The 13,540-nt window shown below is 69.3% G+C and carries 17 protein-coding genes and 1 pseudogene; 14 read left to right on the top strand and 4 right to left on the bottom strand.

Annotation, left to right across the window (positions count from 1 at the left end; all coding sequences use genetic code 11):
* Nucleotide 1: 1 nt before the first annotated feature.
* A complete protein-coding gene (locus DFJ65_RS11730) occupies nt 2–721 on the top strand; it encodes a gamma-glutamyl-gamma-aminobutyrate hydrolase family protein (protein WP_170144075.1) in 720 nt (239 codons plus the stop codon).
* Here DFJ65_RS11730 and DFJ65_RS11725 read toward each other — a convergent pair.
* Entirely contained in the window at nt 699–1,139 is a 441-nt protein-coding gene (locus tag DFJ65_RS11725) for a nitroreductase family deazaflavin-dependent oxidoreductase (protein ID WP_115923172.1), read from the bottom strand. The two genes, DFJ65_RS11730 and DFJ65_RS11725, sit on opposite strands and share 23 nt — an antisense overlap.
* Nucleotides 1,140–1,230: 91 nt before the next feature.
* Here DFJ65_RS11725 and DFJ65_RS11720 point away from each other — a divergent pair, with 91 nt between their 5' ends.
* The 6 genes from DFJ65_RS11720 (at nt 1,231) to pdxS (ending at nt 6,190) form a co-directional block, all read left to right on the top strand.
* Complete coding sequence (locus tag DFJ65_RS11720; RefSeq protein WP_245950197.1) at nt 1,231–1,809, top strand: HIT family protein; 579 nt, start codon at nt 1,231–1,233, stop codon at nt 1,807–1,809.
* Nucleotides 1,810–1,837: 28 nt separating this feature from the next.
* Entirely contained in the window at nt 1,838–2,464 is a 627-nt protein-coding gene (gene pgsA, locus DFJ65_RS11715) for a phosphatidylinositol phosphate synthase (protein ID WP_115923171.1), read from the top strand.
* Nucleotides 2,461–3,387 carry a phosphatidylinositol mannoside acyltransferase gene (locus DFJ65_RS11710; RefSeq protein ID WP_115923170.1) on the top strand — a complete coding sequence of 309 codons (927 nt, stop codon included), beginning with the start codon at nt 2,461–2,463 and terminating at the stop codon, nt 3,385–3,387. Before pgsA ends, DFJ65_RS11710 begins: the two co-directional genes overlap by 4 nt.
* The gene (locus DFJ65_RS11705) at nt 3,384–4,550 is read left to right on the top strand and encodes a glycosyltransferase family 4 protein (RefSeq protein ID WP_115923169.1); all 1,167 of its coding nucleotides are present in this window, start codon (nt 3,384–3,386) and stop codon (nt 4,548–4,550) included. Before DFJ65_RS11710 ends, DFJ65_RS11705 begins: the two co-directional genes overlap by 4 nt.
* Nucleotides 4,550–5,128 carry a hypothetical protein gene (locus DFJ65_RS11700; RefSeq protein WP_115924274.1) on the top strand — a complete coding sequence of 193 codons (579 nt, stop codon included), beginning with the start codon at nt 4,550–4,552 and terminating at the stop codon, nt 5,126–5,128. Before DFJ65_RS11705 ends, DFJ65_RS11700 begins: the two co-directional genes overlap by 1 nt.
* Before the next feature lie 132 nt (nt 5,129–5,260).
* Entirely contained in the window at nt 5,261–6,190 is a 930-nt protein-coding gene (pdxS, locus tag DFJ65_RS11695; protein ID WP_115924273.1) for a pyridoxal 5'-phosphate synthase lyase subunit PdxS, read from the top strand.
* A 23-nt stretch (nt 6,191–6,213) separates the two neighbouring features.
* Here pdxS and DFJ65_RS11690 read toward each other — a convergent pair whose 3' ends face one another.
* The 3 genes from DFJ65_RS11690 to DFJ65_RS11680 form a co-directional block, all read right to left on the bottom strand.
* The gene (locus tag DFJ65_RS11690; RefSeq protein WP_115923168.1) at nt 6,214–6,606 is read right to left on the bottom strand and encodes a PIN domain-containing protein; all 393 of its coding nucleotides are present in this window, start codon (nt 6,604–6,606) and stop codon (nt 6,214–6,216) included.
* 2 nt (nt 6,607–6,608) lie between these two features.
* Entirely contained in the window at nt 6,609–6,887 is a 279-nt protein-coding gene (locus tag DFJ65_RS11685; protein WP_170144074.1) for a type II toxin-antitoxin system Phd/YefM family antitoxin, read from the bottom strand.
* Nucleotides 6,888–6,986: 99 nt separating this feature from the next.
* On the bottom strand, nt 6,987–7,892 hold the full coding sequence (locus DFJ65_RS11680; protein WP_245950195.1) for a GNAT family N-acetyltransferase: 906 nt from the start codon (nt 7,890–7,892) through the stop codon (nt 6,987–6,989).
* A 57-nt stretch (nt 7,893–7,949) separates the two neighbouring features.
* Here DFJ65_RS11680 and pdxT point away from each other — a divergent pair, with 57 nt between their 5' ends.
* From pdxT to yajC, 7 genes and pseudogenes are all read left to right on the top strand, one after another.
* On the top strand, nt 7,950–8,591 hold the full coding sequence (gene pdxT, locus DFJ65_RS11675; RefSeq protein ID WP_115923167.1) for a pyridoxal 5'-phosphate synthase glutaminase subunit PdxT: 642 nt from the start codon (nt 7,950–7,952) through the stop codon (nt 8,589–8,591).
* 150 nt (nt 8,592–8,741) lie between these two features.
* The gene (locus DFJ65_RS11670) at nt 8,742–9,500 is read left to right on the top strand and encodes a YebC/PmpR family DNA-binding transcriptional regulator (RefSeq protein WP_115923166.1); all 759 of its coding nucleotides are present in this window, start codon (nt 8,742–8,744) and stop codon (nt 9,498–9,500) included.
* A 103-nt stretch (nt 9,501–9,603) separates the two neighbouring features.
* A pseudogene (locus tag DFJ65_RS18490) lies at nt 9,604–9,813 on the top strand (family 1 glycosylhydrolase); the annotation flags it as partial.
* Nucleotides 9,814–9,880: 67 nt separating this feature from the next.
* Nucleotides 9,881–11,266 (top strand): crossover junction endodeoxyribonuclease RuvC, encoded by a 1,386-nt coding sequence (gene ruvC / locus DFJ65_RS18355; protein WP_211308429.1) that lies wholly within the window; start codon nt 9,881–9,883, stop codon nt 11,264–11,266.
* Between the two features lie 58 nt (nt 11,267–11,324).
* Complete coding sequence (ruvA, locus tag DFJ65_RS11655) at nt 11,325–11,930, top strand: Holliday junction branch migration protein RuvA (protein WP_115923165.1); 606 nt, start codon at nt 11,325–11,327, stop codon at nt 11,928–11,930.
* A gap of 7 nt (nt 11,931–11,937) precedes the next feature.
* Nucleotides 11,938–13,038 carry a Holliday junction branch migration DNA helicase RuvB gene (ruvB, locus tag DFJ65_RS11650; protein WP_115923164.1) on the top strand — a complete coding sequence of 367 codons (1,101 nt, stop codon included), beginning with the start codon at nt 11,938–11,940 and terminating at the stop codon, nt 13,036–13,038.
* A 163-nt stretch (nt 13,039–13,201) separates the two neighbouring features.
* Nucleotides 13,202–13,540, top strand: coding sequence for a preprotein translocase subunit YajC (gene yajC / locus DFJ65_RS11645; RefSeq protein ID WP_115923163.1), 339 nt, complete (start codon nt 13,202–13,204; stop codon nt 13,538–13,540).

The following is a 13,540-nucleotide window of genomic DNA, read 5'->3' as shown; positions in this document are numbered from 1 at the left end:
CGTGGAGCCGAACCGAACCGATCGCCCGGTCATCGCCGTCGCGGCGCGCTACACCCGCGACGACACGAGCACCGAGATCGTCGGTCTGGAGGTGCGCCGCGCGGTGGCCGCCGCGATCGTGGCGGCCGGTGGCCTGCCGGTCGTGCTCGCCGTCGAAGACCCTGCCCTGCTGGCCGACTCGTTGGCCCTGGCCGATGGACTCGTCATGCCCGGCGGAGGAGACTCCGACCCGGCGATGTACGGCCAGGAACCCCACCCGCGACTCGACCTGGTGCCGCCCGAACACGACGCCGGCGACATCGCGATCCTGCGCGCCGCACTCCGGCGGCGGATGCCGGTGCTCGGCATCTGCCGTGGCATGCAGTCGCTCAACATCGCCCTCGGCGGCGACCTGGTGCAGCACCTGGAGGAGACGAGCGTCGCCCACCGCGACGCCACCCACGAGGTGACCGTCTGCGCGTCCGGCACCCTCGTCGAACAGGTGATGGGGGCGTCGTCGTGGCAGGGGCGCAGCATCCACCACCAGGTGGTGGGGCGCGTCGCCGACGGGCTGATCGCCTCGGCCCGCACTGCCGACGGTCAGATCGAGGCGATCGAGTCGGTCGACCGACGCGAGCACCCGTGGCTCGGGGTGCAATGGCACCCCGAACTGCAGTGGCGCAGCGACCCGGCCCAGCTCGCGCCGTTCCGGTGGCTGGTTACGGCTGCGTCGGCTCGATGAGCAGCGCCGGGATCAACCGGTCGGTCTTGGTCTGGTACTCCGCGTAGGGCGGGAAGGCCGCCACCGCACGCTCCCACCACTCCTCGCGCTCGGCGCCGGAGATCTCGCGGGCGACACCGTCGATGTGACGGATGCCGTCGTGTACCTCGACCTCGGGGTTGGCGGTGATGTTGCCGTACCACGCGGGGTGCTCCGGGGCGCCGCCCTTGGAGGCGACCGCGGCGTAGACACCGTCGTGCTCGACCCGCATCAGCGGCACGCGACGCAGCAGTCCCGACTTACGGCCACGGATGGTGAAGACCACGACGTCCATGCCCTGCACGCCGACGGACGCGGTCGTGCCGGTCTCGTCGATCGTGGCCAGCTGCTTGGCCACCCACGGGGTCTTCTCCGGTGCGTACTCGCCCTGCAACGGCATCTGTGCTCCTTCGGTTCGAGGGCCGCACTGCGCGACCATCGTCGCAACACCCGCGCGGGGTCGCGCTATTCCGGCCCATAGGATCTAGGCCGTGACCCAGGAGCAGCAGACCCACCAACCGTCGTCCGAGGCTGTCGTCGAGGACGCCGACGGGTTCGCCGGGGTGCCCGACGCCTTCCAACGGCTCTGGACGCCGCACCGGATGGCCTACATCGAGGCCGACAAGCCGGAGGTCAACGACGACGAGGCCTGCCCGTTCTGCGCGGCCCCGAAGAAGGACGACCAGGCCGGGCTGGTCGTGCACCGCGGTGAGCACTGCTTCGTGGTGATGAACCTCTTCCCGTACAACCCGGGCCACCTGTTGGTCTGCCCCTACCGGCACGTGCCGCTCTACCTCGACCTCACCGACGAGGAGACCGCCGAGTTCACCGCGCTGACCAAGCAGGGCATCCGGGCGTTGCAGGAGGTGTCGTCGCCGATGGGCTTCAACCTCGGCATGAACCAGGGGGAGGTCGCCGGCGCCGGTGTCGCGGCCCACCTGCACCAGCACATCGTGCCGCGGTGGGGCGGCGACTCCAACTTCCTGCCGATCATCGCGCAGACCAAGGCGCTGCCGCAGTTGCTGGAGGACGCCCGCTCGCGGCTCGCCGCAGCATGGCCGAAGAACTGACCCGACCTGTCGGTAACCTGGGGCCACCATGCTGAACAAGTACGCCCGGGCATTCTTCACGAAGATCTTCACGCCCGTCGCCAAACTCTTCCTCAAAATGGGCATCAGCCCCGACATCGTCACGATCATCGGCACCCTCGGTGTCTGCTTCGGTGCCCTGGCGTTCTACCCGCGGCACGAGTTCCTGATCGGCACGCTGGTGATCACCGCGTTCGTGTTCAGCGACACCATCGACGGTGTGATGGCGCGCATGTCGGGCCGCTCGAGCGTGTGGGGTGCTTACCTCGACTCGACCCTCGACCGGGTCGGTGACGCCGCGATCTTCGGCGCCCTCGTCATCTACTACGCCGGCGACCAGGGCCACAACATGGTGCTGGCCGGTCTGGCGCTCGCCTGCCTGATCCTCGGCAGCGTCGTCTCCTATGCGAAGGCGCGGGCCGAGGGCCTCGGCATGACCGCCAACGTCGGCATCGCCGAGCGCGCCGACCGCCTGGTCGCGGTGCTGGTCACCACCGGCCTGTGCGGCTGGTTTCTGTCGCCGTGGGAGACCTGGATCATGGGCATCGTGCTCGGTCTGCTGGCGCTCGCGAGCTTCATCACCGTGCTGCAGCGCATGCTGACCGTGCGCAAGCAGGCCCTCGGCAAGGCTCTGTGAGTTTCGCCGAGGTTGCCCAGGTCGCCGGTTTCCGGGCGGCCTGGAAGGTCGTCTGCAAGCTGCCCGAGTCGGCCGCGTACGCGATGTTCGACCGCATCGCCGACATCACTTTCTGCCGCAATGGGCCGTCGGTGCGACGAATGCGAGCCAACTACGCGAAGGTGCGGCCAGACCTCGCCGGTGACGCCCTCGAGCAGGTGGTGCGCGAGGGCGTGCGGTCCTACCTGCACTACTGGTGCGACGCATTTCGACTGTCGGTGCACAGCCCCGAGCAACTGGCCGAGCGGATGCGCCTGGTCGGCAACGACGCCGAGGCCCGCGCGATCGTCGGGTGCGGCGAGCCGATCATCCTGTTCCTGGGGCACATGGGCAACTGGGACCTCGCCGGTGCCTGGTCGACCACCTACTTCGCCCCGGTCACGACCGTCGCCGAACGACTGAAGCCGGAGGAGTTGTACGAGGAGTTCCTCGCCTTCCGGGAGTCGCTCGGCATGACGATCCTGCCGCTGACCGGCGGCGACGACACCTACCCGACGTTGGTCGCCGCGCTGGAGAACGGCGGGTTCGTGCCGTTGCTCGCCGACCGCGACCTCACCCGGCACGGGGTGGGGGTCGAACTGCTCGGCCACCCGATCAAGGCGGCCACCGGACCCGCCCGGCTCGCACTCGACACCGGCGCGGCGTTGTTCCCGCTGTCGGTCAGCTACGAGCAGGTGCCCGGCCGCGCCGCGCCGCGCGTGGTCGCCGACTTCGGCCCCCGGGTGCAGGTGCCGACCACGGGCGACCGCAGCGAGCAGGTGCGCGCGATGACCCAGGCGTGCATCGACCACCTCGGCGCCGGCATCCGCGAACACACCGCCGACTGGCACATGATGCAGCGCGTCTTCCTGGCCGACTTCGACGATCTCGAGGACCGCGGGTGAGGATCGGCCTGGTCAGCCCGTACTCCTTCGACGTGCCCGGGGGAGTGCAACTGCATGTGCGTGACCTGGCCGAGTACCTCATCGCGCACGGTCACTACGTCGAGGTGCTCGCCCCCGCCGAGCCGGCCACCCCGCTCCCGCCGTACGTCGTGAGCGCGGGGAGCGCGCTGCCGGTGCCCTACAACGGGTCGGTCGCCCGGCTGACCTTCGGCCCGGTGACCGCCGGGCGCGTCACCCGCTGGATGGAACGCGGACGGTTCGACGTGGTGCACGTGCACGAACCGATCAGTCCCAGCGTGTCGATGCTGGCGATGTGGGCCGCCGAAGGCCCGCTGGTCGCGACCTTTCACACCAGCAACACCAGGTCGCGCGCGCTGCTCGCGGTCGGTCCGATGCTGCAACCCGGACTGGAGAAACTGATGGGTCGCATCGCGGTGTCGGGTGAGGCGCGCCGGTTCGTGCGCGACCACATCGGCGGCGACGCGGTGATCATCCCGAACGGCGTCTACGTCGACCGGTTCGCCGACGCCGCGCCGACGCCCCGCTGGCAGGGCACCAATGAGCGTCCGACCATCGCCTTCCTCGGCCGCATCGAAGAACCCCGCAAGGGGCTGCACGTGCTGCTCGACGCGATGCCCAAGATGCTCGCCGCCCGCCCGGGGCTGCGGCTGCTCATCGCCGGCCCCGGTGATCCGAAAGCGGTGCTCGACGGGCGACCCGATGCCGTCGTCGCGGCGTGCGAGTTCCTCGGGCCGATCAGCGACGCCGAGAAGCAGTCGTTCCTGCGCTCGGTCGACTGCTACATCGCGCCGAACACCGGTGGTGAGAGCTTCGGCATCATCCTCGTCGAGGCGATGGGTGCCGGCGCGGCCGTGGTGGCCAGCGACATCAAGGCGTTCCGGGCCGTGCTCGACGACGGTTGGGCCGGTGCGCTCTTCGCCAACGAGCAGCCGGGCGAACTCGCCGACGTGGTGCTCGACCTGTTGGCGCAACCCGCCGATCGCGCCCAACTGGCCGGGCAGGGCGCGCGCCGTGCGCACCGGTTCGACTGGTCCAGGGTCGGTGCCGACGTCTACTCGGTGTACGAAACCGTCTGTGCCGCAGCGATTCCGGTATTAGACAAGTCCGAAGTGCGTCCGATCCGTTGGTGGAGGAGCAACTGATGCGTGTCTGGTTCTGGGTGGTTCTGGTCGTCGCCATCATCGCTCTGGTCGCGTGGTACCTCTCCTATACGGCGGCCCGTCTCGACCGCCTGCACGCCCGGGTCGAGGGTTCGGTGTCGTCGCTCGACGCCCAACTCGTGCGCCGCGCCGAAGCCGTGATGGAGCTCGCGCATGCCGGGGTGCTCGACCCGGCGACGTCGATGCTGTTGGCGCACGCGGCCTCGACCTCGCTCGATCTGGCCGATGACGCCGAGGTGCACGACGAGGTGCGCGATTTCGGCATCGACCGGGAGCGCGCGACGGCGGAGTCGGATCTGAGCCACACCCTGCGGGTTGCGCTCACCCCGGATGCGTTGCGCGACATCGATGCTCGCCCCGGGGCCCACACCCTGCTGCAGCGCGTGACCCAAGCCGGTCAGCGGGTCGTGCTGGCGCGCGCCTTCCACGATGACGCGGTGCGCGCCGTCCGTCGGGTGCGCGCGCAACCGTTGGTGCGGGCCTTCCACCTCGCCGGTCGCACGACGATGCCGCAGGTGGTCGACTTCGATTTGGAGCCGCCGGCCGTCGACGCGTATTGAATCGAGGCGAGTCGCTGACTGTTGCCTGCCGTGGCAGGAAGATGACACCGGGCGATAAATGGCGCTAAGTGGACTTTCGACGGGTCTAGCCTGGCGGGAGAAGTAGTCCGCACAGCCTTCGAGGAAGTCATGATGACCGGTTCAGCCGACACCGCCACGCCGCAGTCCACCACTCAGACCAGCCGGACGGGTACTGCCCGCGTGAAGCGCGGCATGGCCGAGATGCTGAAGGGCGGCGTGATCATGGACGTCGTCACCCCCGAACAGGCGAAGATCGCCGAGGACGCCGGCGCGGTCGCGGTCATGGCGTTGGAGCGGGTGCCGGCGGACATCCGTGCCCAGGGCGGCGTCTCGCGGATGAGCGACCCCGACATGATCGACGGCATCATCGAAGCCGTGTCGATCCCGGTCATGGCGAAGGCTCGCATCGGTCACTTCGTCGAGGCGCAGGTGCTGCAGAGCCTCGGTGTCGACTACATCGACGAGTCCGAGGTGCTCACCCCGGCCGACTACGCCAACCACATCGACAAGTGGCAGTTCACGGTGCCGTTCGTGTGCGGCGCGACCAATCTCGGCGAAGCTCTTCGTCGCATCACCGAGGGCGCGGCGATGATCCGCTCCAAGGGCGAGGCCGGCACCGGCGATGTCTCCAACGCCACCACGCACATGCGCTCGATCCGTCAGGAGATCCGCCGGCTGCAGAACCTGCCCGAGGACGAACTGTTCGTGGCGGCAAAGGAGTTGCAGGCGCCGTACGAGCTCGTCAAGGAGGTGGCCGAACTCGGCAAGCTGCCGGTCGTGCTGTTCACCGCCGGTGGCATCGCCACCCCGGCCGACGCCGCGATGATGATGCAGCTCGGCGCCGAGGGCGTGTTCGTCGGTTCGGGAATCTTCAAGAGCGGCAACCCGGCCGAGCGGGCGGCCGCGATCGTCAAGGCCACCACGTTCTACGACGATCCGGACGTGATCGCGAAGGTCTCGCGCGGGTTGGGCGAGGCGATGATCGGCATCAACGTCGACGAGATTCCACAGCCGCACCGGCTCGCCGAGCGCGGTTGGTAACGACGGCGTCCGAAGCGGGCAGCTCAGACGGGGTCGACGACTGTCAATCCGAGCTGCTCGGCGACCTTCTTCATCACGCTGTCGTGGGTGGCGACCAGCACGGGTTCACCGATCAGCAGCGCGGTGGCGAGGTGCAAGGCATCCAGTGTCTTGACGTGCCGTTCGATGGACTCCGCGATCGAATGTGTCTCGCGGGGCATGTCGAGCAGGCCGACTCGGTCGAGAAGTGGGCGGCCGTCGGTCAGGGCGCGATCGTCGCGCCGTAACACCCTGATGACCTCGGTGTGGAGCAGTCGGGACGAGACGAAGGTCGCTTGGGTCGCCTGCATCCAGTCCTGTAGGCGTCGCCGTTCCGGCACGTCGAGGATCGTTCGTAGTGCGACGGAGGAGTCGAGGTAGACCAGCGAGCCCGCCATCGTCAGTGGTCGCCCCGCAACTCGTCCAGGAGTGCCGCGGCCTCGTGTTCGGTGTAGCGCGGGCCGCCGGGCCGGTCGGGCCAGGCAACCGGTTCGTTGGACGGCGGGGTGTAGCGGCCCTCGCGCGCCAGGCGGGCCAGTGGGGTGTCGTCGTCGCGCACGAGGCTCACCCGCCACCGCGGCTCGCCGCGTTCGGTCACGATGACGTCGTCCGTCGCGTTGACCTGTGCGAGGACGGCTGCGGTCTGCTGGTTCAGCTCTCGCTTGCTCACGGTGGACACAGGCCAATTGTACTACTTATGTAGGACAATCGGTGCGACTTGTCGCAACCGCTGCGCGGCCCGGCTGTCGTCTCCAACGGTCGGCCGGTGGCGCTGCACTCAGCCGGTGCTGCGGGCCGGCAGCGCGACCGTGAGCCGGTCGCCGTAAGACAACCCGGGGATGTCGGGCAGCAACAACTCGATGACCGAATTCGGTTGGAAATTGGTCGGTTTGGTCTCCGGATGCGGCCAGTAGACGTAACCGTGCAGGGTGTGCCCGTCGCGCTCGACGGCACAGCGTACGAACGAGAAAGTCTCGGGGCCGTGCAGGTCGGTCCAGTCGACCTCGACCAGGGTGACTGTCGGTCGCTGCACCGACACCGGTTCGCCCAGGTCGAGATTGACGGTGGCGGGCCGCAGCCCGTCGAGGTGGAACCCGCGGTCGGCGAAGTGGGGTGTCTGCAGCGCCACGGCGCCGGCCGGGTACGGGCTGGACGGCGACCGGCCCGAGGCGACACCGTGGCCGGCGACGACCGTGCCGGTGCGGTGGGTGATGCCGACGTCGTCGGGCAACTCGAAAAACTCCACGTCGGGCTCACCGTCGGGCAGCCAGTCCGGACGCCCGTCGCCGATGTGCCGCCAGCCGCGGTGCCGGTAGACCGACGCGGCGTACGAGGCCGTCCGGGTGACGTCGAGCACCGGCCGCAGCCCGGCGCCACGGATCTCGGCGACCGCGGTGTCGAGCAGCCGGCCGCCGACGCCGGTCGAGGTGGTCTGTGGCCCCACGAAAAGCACTGAGAGACAACCGAGTCGGTCGATCGGCAGGCCCGTGCCCGCCGACCAGATCGCTCCGGTGGCGTCGTCGGGCACGACGGTGTGGCTCACGTGGCCGGCAAGCGTGCCGTCGACCTCCGCGACCCACGCCTGCCGCTCCGACTCCCGCTGCACGAACCGCTCGGGCGGGTAGGGCAACGGCCACATCAACGGGTAGAGCGAGTGTGGCTGCTGCGCGGCGAGCAGGGACACTAGAGCAGGAAGATCGCCGGGCCGACGTGGCCGGACCACTACCGAGGGAGCTGACACATGCAGCAGGTTAGGCGGCAGCCGCGCATCGGCGTCCTCGCCGTTCAGGGAGACGTGCGCGAGCACCTGCGCAGCCTGGCCGCCGCGGGAGCCGACGCGATCGCCGTACGGCGGCCCGCCGAGGTGGCCGAGATCGACGCACTCGTGCTGCCGGGCGGCGAGTCGACCACCATCGACAAGTTGCTGCGCATCTTCGAACTGCGCGACCCGATCCGAGAGCGGATCGCCGCCGGGATGCCCGCGTACGGCTCGTGCGCGGGGATGGTCCTGCTCGCCGACAGCATCCTTGACGGCACGCACGATCAGCAGACCTTGGGTGGCATGCGGATCACGGTGCGGCGCAACGCTTTCGGACGTCAGGTCGACTCCTTCGAGTGCGACCTGCCGATGCCGGCGGTGGGGGAGGAGCCGGTGCACGCGGTCTTCATTCGTGCTCCGTGGGTGGAGGAGGTCGGCGACGCGGTCGAGGTGCTCGCGCGGGTGCCCGAAGGCCACGGGCTCGCCTCCGGACACCCGGTCGCGGTGCGACAGGGCAACCTGTTGGCCACCTCCTTCCACCCGGAGGTCACCGGCGACGAACGGGTGCACGCCTACTTCGTCGAGATGGTGCAAGCCGCCCTCGCGACCGGGTCGGCGGCGTAGCCTCGAACCGAAGTCGTCCGCCCGTGGAGGCAGGGACTGGGGTAGCCCGGTCTCGACGTGACCGGCTGCGGGGCCGCGACGTAGGATGGCCGACGGCCTCCGGCCGACAACCACAGCACGCAGAACGTACGACTGGCAGTAGAGGGAGACATGAGCGGTCACTCCAAATGGGCGACGACCAAGCACAAGAAGGCTGCGATCGACGCCAAGCGGGGCAAGCTCTTCGCGAAGCTCATCAAGAACATCGAGGTCGCGGCGCGGCAGGGCGGCGGCGACCCGGCCGGTAACCCGACCCTCTACGACGCCATCCAGAAGGCCAAGAAGTCGTCGGTGCCCAACGACAACATCGACCGCGCGGTCAAGCGCGGCTCGGGTGCCGAGGCGGGCGGCGCCGAGTACATGAACCTCATGTACGAGGGCTACGCCCCCGGCGGTGTCGCGCTGCTCATCGAGTGCCTCACCGACAACAAGAACCGCGCCGTCGCCGAGGTGCGCACCGCACTGCAGAAGAACGGCGGCTCGATGGCCGACTCCGGTTCGGTCGCGTTCCAGTTCCAGCGCAAGGGCGTTGTCATCGTGCCCAAGGGGGACAAGACCGAGGACGACCTGCTCGAGATCGTGCTCGACGCCGGCGCCGAGGAGATCAATGACCTCGGCGAGAGCTTCGAGATCGTCTCCGAGGCCGGCGATTTCGTCGCCGTGCGTGAGGCTCTGCAGGCCGCCGACGTCGACTACGACTCGGCCGAGTCGTCGTGGCTGCCGACCGTCGAGGTGCCGCTCGACAAGGAGGGCGCCAAGAAGATGTTCCGGGTCATCGAGGCCCTCGAGGACTCCGACGACGTGCAGAACGTCTTCGCCAACGGCGACGTCTCCGACGAGGTGCTCGCCGAACTCGACGAAGAGGACTGACCAACGGGTCCATCCCGCGGGAAAGGGGGTCGGTGCGCTGCGCACCGGCCCCCTTTTGCGCGCCGGCGCCCACCCTGCGGTTACCGACGGGTGAGAATGCAGGATGTCCGCGAACGAGCCGTCCGACCTGATCTTCTCCATCGGCGACGTCCTCATGGGAGTGGCGACCTGCGCCGTCCAGATCGAGGGCGGCGACCGCAACAACAACTGGTACGACTGGGCGCAACAGCCCGGCACGATCAAGGACGGCTCGATCCCCGAGCGGGCCACCGACCACTGGCGGCGTTGGCGCGAAGACACCGACCTGATGGCGCAACTCGGCCTGCAGACCTATCGGATGGGTCTGGAATGGTCACGGCTCGAACCCGAACAGGGGCGCGGTGCTGCGCAACTTCGCCGAGGCCCACTGCCGCGCCTACGACCTCATCCACGAGATCCAGCCGGAGGCGAAGGTCGGCTTCGCCCACCACATGCGGGTGTTCGAGCCGCTCGACCGGCGCAACCCGATGCACCACGTGTTCACCAAGCTGTCGAGCTACCTGTTCCAGGACGCGATCGCCGACGCGATGCTGCTCGGCCGGTTCGGCAAGGTGCTCGGCCAACCCGACACCGTCGAGGCCGGACGCCGCTACTTCGACTACCTCGGCATCAACTACTACTCGCGCACCGCAGTCTCCAAGCTCGACGACGGCACCTTCCCGGGTGCGCCGATCAACGACCTGGGCTGGGAGATCTACCCCGACGGACTGGTGCAGTGCGTGCGCGAACTCTCCGCCAAGTACGGCGGTCCGGTCTGGATCACCGAGAACGGCACCTGCGACAACACCGACCCCGAGGCGTTCCGGTGCCGCTTCCTCGCCGAGCAGTTGCAGGCGATGAGCACGGCGAACCTGCCGGTCGAGCGCTACTACCACTGGTGCTTCGTCGACAACTGGGAGTGGAACGAGGGCGACGAGCCACACTTCGGCATCGTCGCGATGGACCGCGACACCGGCGACCGCACGGTGAAGCCGTCCGGGCGGTTGTACGCGGACATCATCGCGCGCCGCGGCCTCACCCGCGCGGCGTACGAGGAGTACGTCGCGCCCAGCAGTACAAGGTGCTCGACGGCGCGCCTGCGTGAACCGGCGCACCCGCTCGGGTTATCGTTCCTGCGAGCCGAACATGTGTGCGAGGAGCGACGAGTGCGAGTACTGGGTGTCGACCCGGGTCTGACCCGCTGCGGCATCGGCGTCGTCGAGGGTGGCATCGGTCAGCCCGTGCGGCTCGTGGCCGTCGGGGTGATCCGCACCCCCGTCGCCGACGACCCTGCGGAACGATTGCTCACCCTGCAGACCGAGATCGACCAGTGGATGTCCGACCATCGACCCGACGTGGTCGCCGTCGAGCGGGTCTTCGCCAAGGCCAACATCAAAGGCATCATGGGCACCGCCCAGGCGTCGGCCGTGCCGATGCTCGCCGCAGCCCGCGACGGGTTGCCGCTGGTGATGTACACCCCCACCGAAGTGAAGGCCTCCGTCACCGGCAACGGGCGAGCGGAGAAGGCTCAGGTCATCTCGATGGTGACGCGCATCCTGCGACTCGAGGTCGCACCCAAGCCGGCCGACGCCGCCGACGCACTCGCCCTGGCGATCTGCCACGTCTGGCGCGGCGGCGCACAAGACCGCATCGCGAACGCCGCTGCGGCACAGGCGCGTCCGACCCAATCGCCAAGCACCCGCCGGGCCGAGCAGCCCGCCCGATCCGTCAGCAGGTATGCACGATGACCATCACCCCACGAAGTTCTCCGTTCGTGCCTGACTCCGATACTTCGCGAGGACCCCGATGATTGCCTCCGTCCGTGGCACCGTCCTGTCCATCGGTCTCGACCATGTCGTCGTCGAGGTCGGGGGAGTGGGGATGCTCGTGCACACCACCCCATCCGGCGCGTCGTCGGCCCGCACCGGTCAGGAAGCCACCTTCTTCACCACCCTCGTCGTGCGCGAAGACTCCTTGACGTTGTTCGGTTTCGCTGACGACGCCGAGCGCCGCTTGTTCGAGTTGGTGCAGACGGTCAGCGGGGTGGGGCCGCGATTGGCGCTGGCGATGCTCGCCGTGCACGCACCCGACGCGCTGCGTGCGGCGATCGCCGGCGGCGACGTGCCGACCCTCGTCAAGGTGCCCGGCATCGGCAAGAAGGGTGCCGAGCGCATCGTGCTCGAACTCAAGGACAAGGTCGGCGCGTTACCGGGCGGAGCCACGCCGGTGAGCGAAGCGCCGTCGGCGCCGGCCGCCGACGAGACCCAGCAGCAGGTCGTCGACGCCCTCACCGGCCTCGGCTGGTCGACCAAGCAGGCACAGGACGCCGTCGCCAAGGTGGCCAAGGCCGACGACGCCCCCACCCAGGTCGCCGACCTGTTGCGGGCGACGCTGCGTAGCCTCGGCAGGTGACCAGAGCATGAGTGACTACGACGACGACTCCTACGAGGCCACCGCCCGCATCGTCGACCCGGGCGGCGCCCCCGACGAACGCCACTTCGAGGCCGCACTGCGACCGCGCCGCCTGGCGGAGTTTCCGGGGCAGCCGCGGGTGAGCGAGCAACTCGGCCTCGTGCTGGCTGCTGCCAAGCGGCGGGGCACGACCCCCGACCACGTGCTGCTGTCGGGTCCGCCCGGCCTCGGCAAGACCAGCCTGGCGATGATCATCGCCGCCGAACTCGAGCAGCCGATCCGCATCACCAGCGGCCCGGCGATCCAGCACGCGGGCGACCTCGCAGCGATCCTGTCGTCGTTGGCCGAGGGGGAGGTGCTCTTCCTCGACGAGATCCACCGCATGGCGCGGGCCGCCGAGGAGATGCTCTACCTGGCGATGGAGGACTTCCGGGTCGACGTGATCGTCGGCAAGGGTCCCGGAGCCACCGCGATCCCGTTGGAGCTGCCGCCGTTCACCGTCGTCGGCGCGACCACCCGCGCCGGCCTGCTACCCGCCCCGCTGCGCGACCGGTTCGGCTTCACCGGCCACCTCGACTTCTACTCCGCCGACGACCTCGCCGCGATCCTGCACCGCAGTGCGGGCCTGCTCGGGGTCGAGGCCACCCGGCAGGGCATCGCCGAGATCGCCGGACGCTCGCGCGGCACGCCGCGCATCGCCAACCGGTTGCTGCGCCGGGTGCGCGACTACGCCCAGATCCACGGCGCCGAAGTGGTCGACCAGCCGTCGGCGAAGGCCGCCCTCGAACTCTTCGACGTCGACGCCAAGGGTCTCGACCGGCTCGACCGCGGAGTGTTGGAGACCCTCTGCCGACGATTTGCCGGCGGACCGGTCGGCCTCACCACCCTCGCCGTCGCGGTCGGGGAGGAGCCCGACACCGTCGAGACGGTCGCCGAGCCCTACCTGGTGCGGGAGGGCTATCTGCTGCGCACCCCGCGCGGCCGCACCGCGACACCGCAGGCGTGGCAGCACCTCGGTCTTACCCCGCCGGCCTCCGACGGCCAGGACGGCGGAACCTGGGCGCAGCAGTTGTCGTTACCCGACGGTGAAGGTCGCTTCTCGGATTGAGCGGCGCGAGACTCGGGCCGCCGAGCCGGGCCGAGGTCTTGTGGCATGACACACCTCACACCCAACTTGGGACTGTCAGCAGCCTGACCTAGACTCACCGGGCGGCCTTAGCGGGCGATTCGCCCCAGCGCCACCCATCCACGTTCCAGGGAGCACCACTGACATGCACGCACTCGTGACCGCGACCAACAGCGGGCAGAGCTCGTCCGGCATGATCCTGTTGCTGCTGCCGCTCGCCCTGCTGGCAGTGATGTTCTGGTTCAGCCGTCGGCGGCAGAAGCAGTTCCAGCAGGCCCAGCGCGAGATCACCGTCGGCGACGAGGTGACCACCACCTCCGGCCTGTTCGGTCGTCTCGTCGCGATGGACGACGAGGTCGCCACGCTCGAGGTGGCGAACGGTGTGCAGTTGCGCTTCGACCGCCGCGCGATCGTGCCGCGCCGCCTGGTCGAGACTCCCGACTCGTCCGCCGCGGCGCCCGAATCCACCGACGAGAAGGCCTGA

It is taken from the genome of Calidifontibacter indicus (assembly GCF_003386865.1).
GTDB lineage: Bacteria > Actinomycetota > Actinomycetes > Actinomycetales > Dermatophilaceae > Yimella > Yimella indica.
This window is presented reverse-complemented; position numbering and strand designations above follow the sequence as displayed.